The 19080-nt window shown below is 39.7% G+C and carries 10 protein-coding genes; 3 read left to right on the forward strand and 7 right to left on the reverse strand.

Going from position 1 to position 19080, the window contains the following annotated elements:
• Positions 1-136 precede the first annotated feature (136 nt).
• Positions 137-1357 carry an MFS transporter gene (locus AACH28_RS20305; RefSeq protein ID WP_341831345.1) on the forward strand — a complete coding sequence of 407 codons (1221 nt, stop codon included), beginning with the start codon at positions 137-139 and terminating at the stop codon, positions 1355-1357.
• On the opposite strand, the gene AACH28_RS20310 is transcribed toward AACH28_RS20305, so the two are convergent.
• The 7 genes from AACH28_RS20310 to AACH28_RS20340 form a co-directional block, all read right to left on the reverse strand.
• Entirely contained in the window at positions 1343-1786 is a 444-nt protein-coding gene (locus AACH28_RS20310; protein ID WP_088163761.1) for a retropepsin-like aspartic protease, read from the reverse strand. The genes AACH28_RS20305 and AACH28_RS20310 overlap by 15 nt on opposite strands.
• A 126-nt stretch (positions 1787-1912) precedes the next feature.
• Positions 1913-2851, reverse strand: a complete 939-nt coding sequence (locus tag AACH28_RS20315; protein ID WP_153846792.1) for a malate dehydrogenase — start codon at positions 2849-2851, stop codon at positions 1913-1915.
• 357 nt (positions 2852-3208) lie between these two features.
• On the reverse strand, positions 3209-5533 hold the full coding sequence (locus tag AACH28_RS20320) for a BamA/TamA family outer membrane protein (RefSeq protein WP_317669608.1): 2325 nt from the start codon (positions 5531-5533) through the stop codon (positions 3209-3211).
• Complete coding sequence (locus AACH28_RS20325; protein ID WP_341831346.1) at positions 5505-10790, reverse strand: translocation/assembly module TamB domain-containing protein; 5286 nt, start codon at positions 10788-10790, stop codon at positions 5505-5507. The genes AACH28_RS20320 and AACH28_RS20325 overlap by 29 nt, the downstream gene beginning before the upstream one ends.
• A 379-nt stretch (positions 10791-11169) precedes the next feature.
• Positions 11170-11544, reverse strand: coding sequence for a DoxX family protein (locus AACH28_RS20330; protein ID WP_075994106.1), 375 nt, complete (start codon positions 11542-11544; stop codon positions 11170-11172).
• A 20-nt stretch (positions 11545-11564) separates the two neighbouring features.
• Positions 11565-11906, reverse strand: coding sequence for a DUF4342 domain-containing protein (locus AACH28_RS20335; RefSeq protein ID WP_333577114.1), 342 nt, complete (start codon positions 11904-11906; stop codon positions 11565-11567).
• A gap of 431 nt (positions 11907-12337) precedes the next feature.
• The gene (locus tag AACH28_RS20340; protein ID WP_341831347.1) at positions 12338-14974 is read right to left on the reverse strand and encodes a valine--tRNA ligase; all 2637 of its coding nucleotides are present in this window, start codon (positions 14972-14974) and stop codon (positions 12338-12340) included.
• Positions 14975-15477: 503 nt separating this feature from the next.
• On the opposite strand from AACH28_RS20340, the gene AACH28_RS20345 reads away from it, so the two are divergent.
• Positions 15478-17142: an LTA synthase family protein gene (locus AACH28_RS20345; RefSeq protein WP_341831348.1), complete on the forward strand. Its 1665-nt coding sequence runs from the start codon at positions 15478-15480 to the stop codon at positions 17140-17142.
• A 4-nt stretch (positions 17143-17146) separates the two neighbouring features.
• Positions 17147-19072 carry a sulfatase-like hydrolase/transferase gene (locus AACH28_RS20350; protein WP_341831349.1) on the forward strand — a complete coding sequence of 642 codons (1926 nt, stop codon included), beginning with the start codon at positions 17147-17149 and terminating at the stop codon, positions 19070-19072.
• Positions 19073-19080 lie beyond the last annotated feature (8 nt).

A 19080-nucleotide genomic window follows, 5' to 3' on the forward strand; every position in this document is an offset into this window, starting at 1 on the left:
AAATAATGACGCAAAGTTATTGATTATATTCCAGTATTGAAGCATTGATTTTCACCTATTGTATCTTTATTTTAGCAAAAAGGAATCTCTTCTCCTAATTTTTTGTTATACTTTTAATATACTATTATCTTTACGTATGCAGGTTTTTCGTTCTCTCCATTATAGAAATTTCCGTTTACATGTTATAGGACAAGCAATTTCCCTTATGGGAACTTGGATGCAGCGGATAGCCATCAGTTGGTTAGTCTATGAATTGACCGGATCTGTGTTTTGGCTTGGTTTTGTGCAGTTTATCTCCCTATTGCCTTCTTTGGTCCTGTCTCCATTTATCGGCAGTTTTGTCGATAAGCATAAAAAGTATAAATTGGTTCTGATGACCCAGATTGGTCTGATGATACAGGCTGGGATCTTGACCTTGGTCGTTTATCTGAAATGGGAGAGTGTCTTATGGCTTTCCATCTTAGGTCTTATACAAGGAGTCATTAATTCCTTCGATGTTTTGGGGCGTCAGTCGCTGATGATGTATTTGGTTGGGGACCGTAAAGATCTGCCGAATGCCATAGCGCTGAATTCAACAATTTTCAATGGCGCCCGAATGCTGGGGCCTGCAATAGGCGGTATTTTACTGAGTACATACGGTGAACTCGTCTGTTTTGCCCTGAACTTTATCAGTTTTGTTCCGGTCATTATTACATTATTGATGATGCAGGTTGATGAAACACATGTTCAACTGAGCAAGGGAAGCAATTGGGAAGGCTTGGTCGAAGGCTTTCGTTACCTCAAACGTTCACCGCACATCTCCTCGCTGATTATTATCATGACATTCTCCAGCTTGATCGTTATTCCGTATACCTCGTTGCTGCCTGCCATAGCAAAAGAAATGTTTCATGGTGATGAACGTACGTTCTCCTGGTTTGAAAGTGCGGCCGGCCTGGGTGCCATGATTGGTGCTTTTAATATGGCCCGTTTAAAATCGGGTACCAATTTGCGCTATCAGGTGATGGGGGCAGCAGCACTTATGGGAGTTGCATTATTGTTTTTGGCGCATTCGAGTATGCTGCAGATGGCACTCGTCTATGTGATGTTGGTATCCTTTGCCATGATGATGCAAAACTCAAGTATCAATACATATATTCAGACGCATGCCATACCAATCTATCGTGCCCGGGCAATCTCGTATTACGTCATGGCTTTTCAGGGGATATTTCCCATTGGTACATTGATGATAGGTTCCTTTGCCAATTACTGTGGGCTTCGAACGACATTATACGTCATGGGGGGACTGGGTATATTGATCGCAATAGTGTACTATGGCTATCTCCGGCTCCATATCCACAAACGCCTATTTAAGTTTTAATTTCCGGGTTCTTAATTTTAAGGTGCGCTTTGCATAATCAATGACAGCGCCATAGTCTGCAAAAATATCTCCGCCCAGTACGCCGATCACTGGTTCGAGGTCCATCTGCTGATAGGCATAGTTGATCGAGCTTAAATCCAATACCGCAGTATTTAAGTTTTTTATCTGCCATTCACCTAATGTCAGACTCGGAATTTTTATATTGAAACTCTCCATTGAATTGGTGCCAAGTCCTGTTGATAATGTTTCTGAAGGTTCAAGCTGCAATTGGTCATCCAAAAGATGCCCCAATTGCGTTTTATCAAATACAGTTTTAGATGCGCCAGTATCAACTACCATCTTGAACGAACGATTATATATTTCTACATCGACTAAAATGTGTGTGCCCTGGCCTTGTAAATCCAATAATTGAAATGGTACTGTTGTCATATAGCCAAACATACCCAAAAATTCCCTTAAAAAAGAAATTTTAAAACCCGCAGTGCGTGTTGAACGTTCATAAAAAAAGCTGTTATTGATAGAATAACAGCTTTTTATCTCTTGATAGTTTATGAGCTACAGCGCTTTTATTTCTTTCAGTACATTATTCATTGTCCGTACTGCTTCTGCACTTTTATTGAATTTTTCTTTGTCCTCTTCATCGAGTTGAATGGGGACGATGCGATCCCATCCTTTTTTATTGATGATAACCGGTACGCCCAGATTGATATCTTCTTGACCAAATTCACCTTCCAAATAAACGGATGCTGTAAATAATTTTCCTTGATCACGTACGATACTTTCGACGACTGCAGCTGTTGCGGCTCCCGGAGCATACCAGGCTGAGGTGCCGATTAGGCTGGTTAATGTTGCTCCACCAACCATAGTTTTGTGTACAATTTCGCCTTGCTCTTCCGGGGTAAGGAAATCAGTGACTGGAATACTGTTCCACGTGGAGTGCTTGATGAGTGGTATCATTGTTGTATCTCCATGACCGCCAATGACAATGGCATTGAGATCGGCAGCAGAAGCATTCAGTTTTTCACTCAGTTGATATTTGAATCGTGCTGAATCCAATGTACCTCCCATTCCAATAATTCTATTCTTAGGCAATCCACTTGATTTAAGTGCTAGATAGGTCATGGTATCCATGGGATTAGATACGATAACAATGATAATATCCGGAGAATGTTTTACTAAGTTTTCGACAACCGACTTGACAATATTGGCATTTGTCCCAATCAATTCTTCGCGTGTCATTCCGGGTTTACGCGGAATTCCCGATGTAATGACGGCAACAGTAGAACCTGCAGTTGAAAGATAGTCATTGGTTACCCCTTTGATTTTTGATTCAAAACCCAATAAGGCAGCGGTTTGCGCCATATCTTGCGCTTTGCCTTCCGCAAAGCCTTCTTTAATATCCAATAATACAATCTCCTCGGCGACATTTCGACGGATTAAATTGTCCGCTGTAGTTGCTCCTACAGCTCCAGCACCAACAATAGTTACTTTCATATGTAAATAATTTGTTTATTCATGAGCTAATTGTCCGCTTAAGTATATACATCTGCCTTTTAATTATATAGCTGCCTTCGGCGGTCCTTATGCCACATTGGATATCCGGTCCATCTTCACGAATGCTTGTATTTTTTTATATGGATATTTCATGAGCATTTATGTGGATTATTAAATAATTCTTGAATTTAATCAATTATTGTCAGTAAATCAATGTATTTAGCGGGAATAACTTGTTTTTTGACATAAGAAATAGAACCCTCCAAAATCGATGACTTTTATAAAATAGTAAAAAAATAACAGGCCTGAAATTTGTTCAAGCCTGTTATTTCTATCGTGTAAATCAAATTTGAAATCCTAGAACGGATAGCCGATGGCTAGGTTGAACATCAAATTATCCTTTCTCCATTTTGAACTTCCAAAGTCGATATCCTTAAATACCCAACGTTCTCCTTTTGGAAGATAGGGAATGCGGAAAGGTATGGACATATCTGTACGAATGATCAAAAACGTAAAGTCGAAGCGTAATCCAGCTCCACCGCCGACGGCTAATTCATTTAAAAAGTTCTTGCTGAACTTACCACCCGGCTTGTTGACATCATCCCGTTGCAACCACACGTTCCCGGCATCAATGAATGCTGCCCAATGAACAAAGCCTGCTAATTTAGCTCTGTATTCTGTGTTAAGTTCCAATTTGATATCACCGGTCTGATCGGCATAGAAGAGGCCGTTGCTTAATTTTTCAGGGGCAACTGTTCCCGGTCCAATTGCACGAGCACCAAAGGCACGGATACTATTAGGGCCACCTACATAATATTGTTTTAAATAGGGAAGTGACCGGGAGTTCCCATAGGAATAACTCAAACCCAAGCTGACCCGCGACGCAAGTTGCGAATTCTCCGATAACTTTAAATAATGTCTGCCATCGCCGCTGATCTTGATGTATTGCGAAAAATAAGCATCGAACAATTTGAAGGTTTTCCCTTTATTGAAATCTGCTCCTTTTATCAAACCGAGTATGTTCCCTGAGAGGTCCAAGTTGCCTTTGAAATAAAATGTATTTTTCAAATGCTGCTTCATCGTATTTTGAAACGTGAAGTTATAATTTGGGCCAATCGTAAATTGTGGATCTATTGCGTGCCTTAACGCCGGAATAGTATCCATTTGTTTTTGGTAGTTTTCAGAAATACCTTTAGGCTGAACATAGGTAATCTCCATTAAAGCAAGATCGTGCTGCTTCTCTTCAGACTCCTGCCAGATATAACCGTAATCCAATGCGATGGAATTTAAGGTATATGCTTTGCGGCGATTTAAAAATTCATAGCGGCCTTTGACGTAAGTCTTCGGAATAAAACGTCGCGTAGGAGAAATCCTTCCAAAAGGGGACAATATCCGCGGAAAGGTCAGTGTAGCCTCCATCCCGTAACGGTAATAACTCGAGTTGAGGTCGGCCGATCCACCGGTCTGGGTTTCATAACCACCGAATACATTAAAACTTAACTGCTCTGCGCCTTTAAATGCATTGCGTAAAGTCCAGTTGACATTAACTTCTGTACCATTGTATACCGAAGCCATTTTTCCCAATAGTTCCACGCGGAGTGATTTTTTTGGCAACGGGGTTAAGTAGTAGTAGACGTCAAGTGCGTTGGGAACTTCTTTGCTGTCAACAAAGTTGTTTTTGACAAATTTCCAGCTATTGAGATTCACCAGATGGCTGATGGTTTGGTTGTGGGCATTACGGTTGTAGACATCGCCGGGATGAAAGAAGATATGATTCGCGATAACAGGCTTTCTATAAAGATGCTGGCGGTCTATAAAATAGTAGCTGCTATCATATAGTTCCGCGTTACGGGTGGATCGCTGATAGCCAGAGCTTGTTTCCGTGTAGTTCGGGTAAATGTAGATTTTATTGATCTTTGAAGGTACCCTCGCCTGTGCCGGTGTTTCCTTCTTTACAGTAACATACATGTCGACCTTGTTGTTCCGGTGTGAACTGTCTACCTGAACCAGGATATAGTCCGGACTGAAATAATAATATCCTTTATTTTTGAGGTCATTGTCGATGCGGTCACGCTCATTTAGGATAACATCAAGGCTATAATTTTTGCCCACCTGTAAGAGACTTTTATCGGAGCTCGAACGAATATCTTTACCCAGCTGCGTTGTGCTGTCAATATCAAATTGAACAGATCTTATTCGGTAGATAAAATTTGGCTTGGCTGTATAATTAACCGTTGCTTTTTTGTTTTCAACCAAAGTGTCGGATTTTACTTCAGCATTAAAGAAACCAAAATTCTCCAGACGATTGCGCAGTAGATTCTCATTATACTCGCGATTGACATCGCTCAACAATACCGGTTTCTCACCAATTTTCTTGAAAAATTTTTTAATGATATTATTCCCTACAGAATCGCCGGCCATATTGTTGAAGTACAACTTAAATGGTACGCCAGCTAAACGTTTATTGGGCTTTGGCATCAATGCCGCTTCTAAATGAGTCGCAATCTTCTCCTTATTTTCTTTGGAAATCGTGTCCGAATCGACTATCACATTGCCTTTGACATATAAGCTTTCCCCTTCTTTCAGATTCTTGGTTGACGAACAGGATGCTATAAATGCAGCGCATGAAACTATTCCAACAATATATTTTAGTTTAGTTTGCATGATAACTCCTTTCCTCATCTTCATTTTTTATAGCTGTCGTTCTGATGGTATCTATGTTTGATTTTGGACTATCGCTTTTCGGCGTACGTTTCGTTGAGTCCAACTGTTGTTTACGTTTTTCTTTTTCTCTTTCCTCCATACGTTTTCTGTACTCAGGGCTATGGGTCATTAAACTATCTCTGATGACTGTGCGTACGCTATCACGATAGACTGAATCGGTTTCCATACGTTCCACATCAAAACGTTTTCTGAAACCTTTGCTATTTGTGTCATAGTACTCTTTGAGTTTTTTCGAACTCATCCAGATTTCCTTAAATCGGTTGTAATCCATATTGATGATAAATCCGATACCCGTTTCTACATATTGGCCTTGCAGCGTAACCTGATATTGATTTTTACGATATACCCGTGCAAAATAGCGACCATCTTGCGAAAGTTGATAATCCAATTGGATATCACCAGCAATGTTGTTGGCCGTTTCTCCCGGACGTGTATTTCCTTCAACTTCAAAATTAGAGCCAATAGTAATTTTTAGGCGGTCATTTAAAAGCATTTTAGATACACCGATATTCAAATCTGTTCGGGTTTGGCCCGCTCCAGTAGCATAATCTTCTTCCGAAGTTAAGTTGAAATCCAGTTCTACTCCGGTGATAAGCTCGGAGGCAAGGCGGTTCAATTGACCGCTCAGGAATGAACTGATGCTATTTCTGACAATGGCTTCTGTGCCACCACCACCGGATAAACTCTCAAATGGATTGGTCGACATAAAGCGCCCCAAAACGATGAGTGAAAAGACCTGTTTGTTCAGTTCAGATGGATTTTCACGTAAGGTGGTCAATGCGTTATTTACTTTGCTGATCACATCTTGGGAAACAACGGAATTGTTTTCGTCCAGGTCGATATCAAAATTCAGTTGCGGTTGGAACAATTTGTCTGTAATCTTCAACAAAACATTGAAAGGAATACGTTGTTTGTATAAGTTGGCGTTTTCCGATCCCAGTTGCGTCGCTACAAGTTCCAGGGTTGGCGCTTTGGTTGTGTATGCTGCCGTAATATTAAGTTGCGCATCCAAAGGATCTCCGTTCCAGGTGATCGTACTCCCTTTTCGGAATGTAAAGTCTTTTTTTACGGGGCCAAAACTGAATGAGTAACTTCCTTTGTCTACGGTAAACGTACCTGACAAGGTAATTTTGCTGCTCGCATCAATGCCTGCGTTCAGTTCCGCCTCCCCTTGGATATTCAGCGCATCCTGTGAGCCGGCATCCAAAAGGATCTTAAATTTGGCGTCCTTATCCGTTTGAAGATTCAGATCTACGTCGATTCCCGTCAATCGGGTTACGGTCATCGAATCTAATTTTGCAAATACGTTGGCTCTTGTGGTATCACTCTTATCAACAAATTCGACAACACCTTTACGATCGGCCATCCCCGGATCCTCGTTTGGCATGACAAAGGTGAAATCGGTATCATCTAATACCTTGATTGTACCATCAACGATAGGCTTATCAAGATTTCCCCGAATGCGAAGGTTCGAGGTAAGATACATTTTACCATAGAACATATCGTTGTCGCTTTGTGTTGAATTGAGCACCTCAAAATTGTCTGTATTGACATTAAGGTTAAAATCAAAATCAGTATACGTTTTGGTTTCTATGGATCCCGTTACCTTGGCAATATTCCCTTTTTTGTCTTCCAATGCAAATTTAGGGAAAGTAATACCCCTTTCATCCAGATGAATGGTTTCATCTTTGGCTTTGAAAAGTGCATTCAACATCGCAATATTGAATTGCGCATCTTTAAACTTCACATCGCCGTTAATGAGTGGTTTGGATGGTGATCCCGTTATTTTTAACTGGCCTTCAAGATTTCCCTTCGAGTCTTTTAGATAACCCAAACTGAATGCCTGAACTGTCTGCATGGAGAGTGGCGCAATATCTAAGGTGAAATCCAGGCTTGCCTCTCCCTGTGGAGGATTGATAAAATCACCACTTAATACGACATTGTTGCCATTTTCACTGATACTGATATTCGCATTATAGGTGTTTTCTTTTTCATTGTTCACTTTTATGTTGACATTTCCTACAGTATCTTTTCCAATATAGAATTTGTCGATCACAAGATCGGATACAAAAACAGGGCTACTTTCCAAACGTGATATGGTTGCCTGACCATTAATCCCGCCGCCGAGATCGACAGTTTCACTTTCAAGCATTTTGCTTAATGTCTCAATGCGGAAATTTTTAAAGGCAATGTTGAGTGGCGAATTGAGCACACTGTCCTGTGATGATATACTCAGCTCTTGTCCTTTATTACTTAAAATAAAGTCATTGGCCTGAATACCCGTACTGCCAAATTTGAGCACGTTGTTTGGATTTATCGTCCACTTGTCGTAGTTCAGCATAAGACCATCCTGAAGTAGGCTAAAAACAAATGCTCCATTATCCACGCGCATATTGGCGCCCAAATGATACTGCTCTTTCTCTTTCTTGTCTTTAATCCAAAGGCCAAAGTCCAAATTGTTTTGGATGACTTTACCGCTGAAGACTGTATTCACCAATTCAATATTGCTCACCTTGATTTTATTGATCAAGGCCGAATAGTAGAGTGTGCTGTCCAGGGTATTGATATCTAAGGTAACGTTGTTGATCTCGGTACCATTATAAATAATCTTAGGTGCATCTAATTTGGCAAGAATGGTTTTTGATTGACTGTTGAACATACCATCCAACGTAATATCAGACATCTCGGTCAGTTCTGGCAAGAAATCCTTGATAAATTTAGTTCTGGTCAATTGAGCCGAAAACTCGATATTCTGAGGCTCGTACTTGGGAACTTTAACAGCTTTGCCTGGTTGGTAATATACCTGTAAGATGTCTTGAACGGCATTCTGCAATTCTAAAATTTTGTATTTTCCGACTAAGTGGGCATTTAGAAAGTCCGATTTTAAAAGCAGCAAGTTGCGGCTCGTATCCGCTTTTGCAATCAGTGAAATACTGTCTAGCGAGTAATAAGCATCATTGTAAACAATAGATGAATTGGTAATATGCGCTTCTCCATTTAAGAAATTAGGATCAGCTGAACTAAAGTTTCCGACAAGTTTACCATGATACTTGAATTCGTCGTCCATTAATTTTAAATTTTTAAGATTAATGGTATCCACCATAAGTTCGAAATCGACCTGTGGATACTTGGATTTCATATTGGCCGTCGCATCCAGTTTGAGCTGAATATTGGGGTCGGGGCTGACAATAGAAGCTTTAATATCTCCATTGTCTGCGGTAAGGTTCATGTCTATATTCTGATAACGATAACCCATCGCATCCATTCGATTTACTTTGCCATTAAAATTGGCGACAAGCTTCTTGGGATCGGTACCATGGCCTTTAATTTTTCCTTCGAAGGAAAGTATTCCCAATGTGCTGTCCATTTTCATAATCTTACCAATGTCAAAATCACGAATACTCACATAGGCATCGTAGGTTGTATCGCGGCCAATCATGCCTACTTTACCATTGAACTTGGCGGTTCCTTTTTCTGTTACTAAGGAAAGATTGGTATTAAAGGCATTCATTCCCCCTCTAAAAGTTCCGGTAAGGCCAATCGTATTGGGCAGCTCTATTCCGCTAGGCAGCATTTTTTTTGAAACCAGCTTTTCGATATCCGAACGACCTGTAGTCAGCTTTTTTAAATTAAGATCCATTGACATTTTATCGACATTGGGTAGCCCTTTTAAATGCAGACTTGCAATGACACGTGTATTGGACAGCGTTTGGAAATCAATTGCCGGAATATTTAAATCATTTACCTTGCCCACAACGCGGCCATCAATATTAAACTTTTTGTCCATTAATGGTTTCATCACCTGCATGGTATCCAAAAAAGGAGCAAAATAGTAGATGTCGCGCATATCTACGTGGCTCTTTTTGATCGTTGCATTGACATAGATCAGCTCTGGCTTTTTGGCAATAATATCCAAAGATGGATAGGTTACTTTTAAGTAATCACGCAGTAGGGTGCGTGGTGTCTCTGCGTACAGGTTTTTGATCTCCGCGCCGGTATTTGTATATTTAAAATCTCCCTTCAATTGCTTGATTACAAATCCGGAATGGTCAGAGGCGATAAGCTCTTTTAATGACCCACTGATGGAATCGGCGCTATAGTAAAGATCATTTAAACTGGTTTTCATTCCAGGGATCTTTATGTTGAAGTAATCAAAGCCTTTCATCCGGGCCTGATTGTCGTCTCTGTACGCTAAGCTTGTATTGTTGATTTGGATATCTTTGGCTGAGACAACCCAGTTTATTTTGGTGGTATCCGCGGTGTTTTTCGCTCCTGTGTTTACTTTTTTCTGGATCTTTCCAAAGAGCACATTATTGTCCGAACCGTCAAGATTGATTGTTTGAATATCGACAAGTTCTTTGTTAAGGTCGATCTTGTTAATGTCTGCATGAAGACTTTTAAGATAGAACTTGGTGTTCAACAGACTGGATTGATCCTCATAGCGCACTAAAATATTGGTCAGGTCAGCAATCTGTATACCGACATCGGGAAGTAATGTGGTTGCTTGGGCCGTTTTATCCGTAATGCCAAAGTCTTTGACGGTGGGTGCCGTGCCATCAACAACTGGTCGCCATTGTTTCACTGTAGCACTCAGACCATCTATCTTTACTTTGGGCAGATTGAAAGCCATGTTTTTTGTGAGGTCAAATTTCTTGATATTGGTATTGAGGCTGTTTAGATAGACGTCTGCGCTCGTCCCAATTACATCATCGGCATAAACAATATGAAATTTGTCAAATTTGACTTTATCAAGGTTAAATAGGAGGGCTGAACTGCTGTCTGCAGTAGGTTTGCTTTCTTTTTGAGAAGCGAAAGCTTTAACAATATAATCAAAGTTGAATGAACTGTCCGGCAATGTACGGCGGATTTTTGCGGTGATTCCTTCTGCTTCAATGCTCTGAATTTCAACGGTATTTTTCAGAAGTTTTAGCATATTAATATCGACAGCTATGCTTTTTCCTGCCACTAACGTATCCTTGCTTTGGTCAGCTAAATAGATGTCCTCTAAAACCAGTTTTTTAGGGAAATCAATATTAATGTAGCCAATTTTAACGGGGGTACCAATCTTACCTTCCACATAGTGTGTTACTTTTCCAGCAATATAATTCTGAACGGCGGGTATTCTGATTAAAAATACGATTAAAATAGCCAGCGCAATGATGACTCCAATAATCCACAATATTGTTTTGAAAGCAATTCGGGTAAATCTGTTCAACGTATAATTTGATTTAAGTATCTATTAATAAAAATTAAAACGGAAAAAAGTTTGCTAAGTTTTCAGCTATATAACGTATATCGCCACGATTTCAGCAAACTAAGATAAATTTGCGTGTAAATGCAAGTTTAATTTATGTGCTATACTTGCTAGCAAATATTAGACAGTTCTTCATTCCCCTTGTATAAAATCATTTTATCGTGGGAATATTCTAAAAACACATCAAATAATTGACCAAACCATTCTAGTCGTACAAAGTTTTTTGTTTTTTAATTTTATGTTAATAAAAACATTAAATACCTGTCAATTTGTCAAAGTAATAGGTATTTAATAGATGCATTATCCTGCTCGATATTCGTTTGGAGAAGAATGTAAGCAATTATTCCATCAGTTTTTTATACTTGCCCCAGTTTTCGAATACCACCCATAGCCAAATAATGAAAAGTACAGCCCAAATAATTAGTCCCATTTGGCTGTAAAAAATCATGTTGTGGGTAAAAATACCAATGAGTATGGGGAAGATGACCAGTGCACCCAGTGTTCTCGTTTTTGGGAAAATAAACAATAAACCGCCCAAGAGTTCGATGATTCCAACCAGTGGCATTAGCCATTTAATCGTGGCAAAAGCCTCAAATACCTTTTTCATGTCCATATCCATTGGTGGCGTAGGCATATAATGAAAAAGTTTATCCAGCCCCGCATTGATGAATAGCAAGGCGAATAGGATACATAGTATATTTTTAAAGATCTTCATAACGGTCAATTTTAAATTGATTATTTTACGGTTATCGTTGTAGGTGGATCTGTGCTGTTATCTTCTTTGTTTTCTTCGTCTTTGTTTGTATTTCGTTCTACGGTAATTGTACATTCTGTAAGCAATGCGGCTACAGCGCCAATTGCTGCAAAGACAGGTGCTAAGATCAAGCCTATTGCACCAATAGTGACAGGAAAGCTCATGATTTCTTTGCCATGTTTGTCCGAGATGCTGATTTTGCTCACATTGCCCTCAGCAATGATTTCTTTGATCTTTTGTAAAAGGTTTTCACCGTTAATCTGAAATGTCTCTTTGAATCCCATAATGATATAATTTAAGTTCGCTCTTATAAAGTTATTCATTTTTTTACAAGAATTTATACAAAGTTATCAGCATTGTTGATCTCCGGTTAATTATAAACTGTATGGTTATTTTGGAATAGAGGAAAGCGCTTTTGCCTTTTGTTTCAAAAGTTTTTATCGTATATCCTTGTGCTATATATTACCCGTGAATGATGGACCAAAATTTACTTGAGCCATCTGTTTGGCTCTTTCGTGAAAGCACGTGCTCCTCGTAGAGAACAACAGTCAATCAAATTCGCTCTTGATACGTTTTTTTATCGGATATACTTCGGATATTTAACGGTGCTTATTCGCTTGTAACCGAAGAAGCACCGAACAAGCTCCGAAGAAGTACCGAACAAGCACCGAACGATCTCCGAATTTGGTCGCTCGTTAAACATAAAAAAGTCCCGTGCATTGCACGGGACTTTTTTATGTTTATAGTGTAGCTGTTAACCTAATGCTGTTAAGCTTTCTTGAAGAATTTTAATCTTCGCTTCGGCATCAGCCTTTTTACTTTTTTCGTTTTCAACAATTTCAGGTTTAGCATTTTGCACAAACCGTTCATTGGAAAGCTTTTTGTCTACAGATACAAGGAAACCTTTTAGGTATTCCAATTCTTTCTCGATACGCTCACGCTCGGCATCTGCATCAATATTGTTCTCTAAGGTAACATAACATTCGTCTTTGCCGGCAAGGAAACTTGCTGCACCAGTTATTTTCTCGGAAACAAAAGTCACACCCTCCAAGTTTGCAATCTTGGTGATGATATCAATATATTGCTCCAGGTTGACGTCCGATTGTTGATTGATCGCTAACGGTAAAGCAACTTTAGGGGAGATACCTTTAGAATTGCGAATATTGCGAACTTCCGAAATAATCTGTTGAGCGATAGCGAAATCTTTTATAAGCTGCTCATCAAAATCATTCGCTGTAGGATAAGGGGCTACGATAATGCAATCTTTCTCGTCTTTCACACCGAACAGTTCGTCATGCCACAATTCTTCTGTTAGGAAAGGCATGAAAGGATGTACTAAAGTGAGTATACGTTGGAAAAAAGATTTTACTGTTGCTAAGGTTTCGCTAGAAATAGGGGAGCCATAAGCCGGTTTCACTAATTCAAGGTACCAGGCACAGAAGTCATCCCATACCAATTTGTAGGTTGTCATCAATGCATCTGATAAACGATAGTGTTTGAAGTTTTCTTCGATATCGACCAAGGCTTGATTTAACCTTGCTTCAAACCAAGATGCCGAAATCTTATCTGAATCCGAAGCTGGAGTAGCTGTAATTTCCCAGCCTTTAACCAAGCGGAATGCATTCCAGATCTTATTGGCAAAATTACGGCCCTGTACACAAAGTTCTACATCAAAAGGAAGGTCATTACCTGCTGGAGCAGTCAATAACATTCCCATCCGCGTAGCATCTGCACCATATTCATTCATTAAATCAATCGGATCAGGAGAGTTGCCCAGTGATTTAGACATTTTACGGCCCAGTTTGTCGCGTACAATACCCGTGAAATAAACATTTTCAAAAGGCAATTGTCCGCGGAATTCATATCCTGAAACGATCATACGTGCTACCCAAAAGAAAATGATGTCTGGGGCAGTGACTAAATCTTGCGTAGGGTAATAGTAGTTGATTTCTGCATTTTCCGGTTCGTTGATGCCATTGAAAACCGAAATTGGCCATAGCCAAGCTGAAAACCAGGTATCAAGCACATCCTCATCTTGACGTAGATCGGTCAATTGAAGCGTTGTATTACCTGATTTTTCCTGCGCTAAAACAAGGGCTTCTTCAACCGTTTGTGCAACCACAAAGTCTTCGTTTCCATCGCCATAGAAATAAGCCGGTATTTGGTGCCCCCACCACAATTGTCTTGAGATATTCCAGTCGGTAACATTCTCCATCCAATTGCGGTAAATATTTTTGAATTTCGTCGGATGAAATTTAATGGTATCATCCATAACATTATCCAATGCCGGTTTTGCGAGATCCTCCATCTTAAGGAACCACTGATTAGAGATTTTAGGCTCAATAACAGCACCTGTTCGCTCTGAAGTTCCAACATTATTGGTATAGTTTTCAACTTGCTCCAATAATCCTTTTTCCTCCAGCTCTTTCTCGATTTCCTTACGGACTTTAAAACGATCCATGCCGGCGTAATGCAGGCCATTGTCGTTCAGTTTTGCTTCATCGGTAAAGATGTCGACAAATTCCAGGTTGTGCTTTTTACCTAGTGCGTAGTCATTCACATCGTGCGCTGGAGTAACTTTAAGGCATCCTGTACCAAACTCCAAATCGACATATTCATCTTCAATGATGTTCACTTTTCTACCAACGATCGGCACAATGACTTGCTTTCCTTTTAACCAGGTGTAGCGCTCATCATTGGGATTGATACACACGGCTGTGTCACCAAAGATGGTTTCAGGACGGGTAGTCGCCACAACAATATATTGATCTGTTCCCTCAACCTGATATTTCAGGTGGTATAATTTGCCGTTTTTCTCTTTATAAATAACCTCTTCGTCTGAGATATTTGTTTTTGCTTCAGGATCCCAGTTGACCATGCGGTAACCACGATAAATCAATCCTTTATGATAAAGATCGACGAATACACGGATAACAGATTGATATAACTCCGGATCCATGGTAAAACGTGTACGATCCCAGTCACAGGAAGCGCCAAGTTTTTCGAGTTGTTTTAGAATAATACCACCGTATTTTTCCTTCCATTCCCAAGCATGTTTTAAGAAATCTTCACGCGATAAAGATCGTTTGTCAATTCCCTGTTCTTTCAACATAGCGACGACCTTAGCTTCAGTGGCAATGGAGGCGTGATCGGTCCCCGGTACCCAACAAGCGTTTTTTCCCTGCATACGTGCGCGACGAATCAAAACGTCTTGAATGGTATTATTCAGCATATGCCCCATGTGCAATACTCCCGTGACATTCGGAGGAGGCATCACAATCGTGTAAGGTTCACGTTCGTCCGGGGTGGAACGGAAAAATCCATTCGCTTTCCAATAGCTGTACCATTTTTCTTCAGCTTCTTTTGGATTGTAAGTTTTCGCTATGCTCATTTTAAATTTTTGTATTCAAACTTTTAAGGAACACAAAAGTAAGGAATTCTATGTTATTTTCCTTAGTAATCCATTGATCTTGTTCTCAAACAAAAAGAAGTTATGAATAAAGGCTAAGCAATAAGTTTATTGAAGATCCTCCTAAGCAGAAGAGGTGGTTATTGCAGTGGGGTAAAGCATAATGCAGGATTTATACTTTTTTAATCTTTTCTTCATATTACTAAGTAATTAGCCCGTATTTCATGTAAATTAATGTAAATTTGCCTGTTTTATTTTTACACGAAGGGATGCAACGATTTGCTAATGAGCTTAGAGCTTTAACACAGTATTTTCTGTTCTGGTTAATTATCTGTTTTATAGATAGATTGATTTTTGTTACTGCTTTTTTTGAGAAAATAGGTTTTTCGAATTTTACGGAGATTTTCAGAATTTATTACCACGGTTTGAACCTGGATTTTTCTGCTGTTTCCTATATATGTGCGCTGCCGTTTCTTGTGTATTGCATGTTAAGTTTTTTCCCAAAACTGAAACCCAAACGGCTGATCCTGGATATCTATACCATTATTGTCCTGGTATTGTTCTTTGTGACAAGCTTTATCAATGTTAACATCTACCGGGAATGGGGTGACAAAATTTCTAAACGTGCCATCGATGCATTTTTTGCCTCACCTTCGGGAGCCGTAGCTTCGGCTGAGTCCACGCCGGTGTTTCTCCCCATCGTTGGGATGTTGATCGGTATATTCTGTGGTTATTTTCTGTACCGTTGGATGTTTAAAAAAGTCTCTTTTTTCAATATCAAATCTCCTGTAGGTAATTTTTTCAAACTGGCAATCGGAGTCTTTGTACTTTTCACGTTTATCCGCGGTGGTTATGGGAGAGCGACACTAAACCCTAGTAAAGCCTATTATTCCGAGGAAACGTTTTATAATCATGCAGCGGTTAATACCCAATGGTCTTTTTTACGGGATTTCTTTGCCGAAAGTACCAAACTGAAAAACCCCTATAATTATTACGCGGATCAGAAGGATATTCAGGACAAGCTACGACCCGCCTTTCAAAGCCAACCTGATTCTGCCGTTGAGGTATTGTCAACCACTCGTCCAAATGTCGTTATTATCATGCTAGAAAGCTTTGTTGGCGATCTCATTCAGTCTCTCGGAGGGGAAAAGGGAATTACGCCACACATGGAAGAATTGATTAAGGGTGGTATTTTGTTTGACCATATTTATTCTGCAGCTGATCGATCCGACAAAGGCATGGTAGCGGTGTTGAGCGGTTTTCCGGCGCAGGGGCCCGAGAGTATTATCAAATATATCGACAAGCATGAAAATATGCCTGCCATTGGACAGGAGTTCGATCATGCCGGCTACGAAACATCATTTTATCACGGTGGCCAGAGCGAGTTTTACAATTTTAAATCGTATATGCTGACACACGGGATATCTAGGGTGGTGGATAATGCCAATTTTGGCTTGGATGCGGAACGTGCCTCATGGGGTGTCTATGACCATGTCGTCTTTAATCAGATGATCAAGGATTTTAAAAAAGAAAAACAACCTTTCTTTTCGACGATCTTTACTTTAATTAATCATGAACCATTTGAATTAAAACACGGCTATAAATTTGGGAATGCCACCAATGCAGATAAATTCCGAAGTACGGCAAATTATACAGATTCAGCTGTTTTTGATTTTATTAATAAAGCAAAAAAGGAAGCTTGGTATAAAAATACCCTTTTCGTTATTGTCGCTGACCATGGACATCGCCTTCCTTCAGAAAAATGGGAGCTGTTTCACCCCAATCGCTTTCATATTCCGCTGATCTTTTTCGGCGATGTGATCAAACCTGAATATCGCGGCAAAATATTCAATAGAATTGGTAACCAAACGGATCTGGCGGCAACTTTATTGACACAATTGAAGCTTCCGACAGATCATTATCACTGGAGCCGGGATCTGTTTAATCCCACAACACCACAAATAGCATTCTATAATTCTAAAGACGCCTTCGGTGTAATTACACCAAAACAAGCCGTTTCATTTGATAACGTTGGAAGGATCATTAACTATAGAGCCAATAAGGAATATCCGGTTGGCAAAACAGATAGCTTATTGAATATTGCCAAAGCGTATTATCAAGACGTATACCGTGAATTTTTAAAATATTAGGGCTATGAAATTAAAAGGAGTATTTGCACCTTATTTTGCTGTCGCAATTCGTTTTATCTTTCTTTTGGTCATCTATGCGTTATTGCGATTGGGGTTTTATGGCGTCAATGCTTCCTTATTTCCCCATGTCGATGCAGGTAAGCTCTTGGTGATGTTTGCGGGTGGTGTACGATTCGACATTGTGGCACTCCTCTATTTAAATATCCTGTATATTGTTATGCAGACTATTCCAGGACCGTTTAAATTAAATAAACACTATCAAAATGTTGCGAAATGGATCTTCATCGTGACCAATTCAATTGGCATAGCGTTAAATTTGATTGATTTTGCCTACTATCCATTTACCCTAAAAAGGACGACAGGAACGGTAATTGACCAATTTTCCAATGAATCCAACCTGTTGAAGCTGGCTTTTGATTTCTGTTTGGATTATTGGTATCTCATTATAGTGTTGGTACTGGTTGTGTATGGTTTGATTAAATCGTATAAGCTTATTCAGATTGAAAGGACTACGAAATATAGCTGGAAGTCATTTTTGATCCAATTGCCTTTATTTTTACTGACTGCTTTTCTTTTCATAGGTGGTGTGCGTGGCGGTTGGGCCCATAGTACCCGTCCCATTACATTGAGCAATGCGGGTGATTATGTGGAGACACCGGAAGAAATGAATATTGTGCTGAATACGCCATTCAGTATATTGAAAACGTTAAAGGCTGTCAATCTTAAACCTATCCATTATTATTCCGAACAAGAGCTTGAGCAATTATACAACCCTATTCATGTACCGCAATCAGACCAGCCCTTTGCGAAGAAAAATGTCGTCGTTCTGATTTTAGAGAGTTTTGCAAAAGAACATTTTGGTGAGTTGAATAAAGATATCCAAGGTGGAAAATACAAAGGTTATACGCCTTTTTTGGATTCATTAATCCGCAATGCTTACACATTTACAGATACTTATGCCAATGGCCGTAAATCAATTGATGCTTTACCATCAGTCATTACCGGCATTCCTTCCATTGGTGAACCTTTTGTGCTTTCGATATATTCTGGAAATGAAACCACAAGCTTAGCGAAGCTTTTAGGGAAAAAGGGATATGAGACTGCTTTTTTCCACGGAGCACCCAATGGCAGCATGGGCTTCTCCGCTTATATGAAACTGGCGGGTATCCAGCATTATTTTGGTAAAAACGAATATAACAATGACGCTGACTTTGATGGTATATGGGGAATCTGGGATGAACCGTTTTTGCAATTTGTAGCGAATAAGATCAACACGTTTCATCAGCCATTTTTAGCTAGTTTCTTCTCTTTATCTTCGCATCACCCATTTAAGGTGCCTGAAAAGTATCAGGGGAAATTTCCTAAAGGACCTTTGCCCGTACAGGAACCCATTGGATATACCGATAATGCGCTGCGTGAATTTTTTGCAACAGCATCGAAAATGCCCTGGTACAAGAATACCGTATTTGTTATCTGTGCAGACCACGCTACTGTAAGCTACCTGCCGGAATATCAAACGGCAGCAGGGGGCTTCCAAATCCCTATAATATTTTATGCACCCGGTGATAATCTAGTTGGCAAAGCGGATAAACTGGTACAGCAAATAGATATTATGCCTACTATTTTGAATTATCTGCACTATGATGAGCCTTATTTTGCCTTTGGTTCAGATGCCTTCAAACCGGGTAAGGATAATTTTGTGCTTAATAATAACTCAGGAAGTTATAATCTCTACTATAAAGATTATATGATGTCTTATGATGGACTGAAAGTGACATCATTTTATGATCTTAAGAAGGACCGCTTGATGAAACAGGATCTGTTAAAACAACATCCGACGGTATTGGATACGATGGAGACCAAGATGAAAGCTTTTATCCAGCAATATAACAATCGTATGATTGAAAACAAGCTGACCTATAAAAAATAACAGCCGGT

The organism is Sphingobacterium thalpophilum (assembly GCF_038396785.1).
Lineage (GTDB): Bacteria > Bacteroidota > Bacteroidia > Sphingobacteriales > Sphingobacteriaceae > Sphingobacterium > Sphingobacterium thalpophilum_A.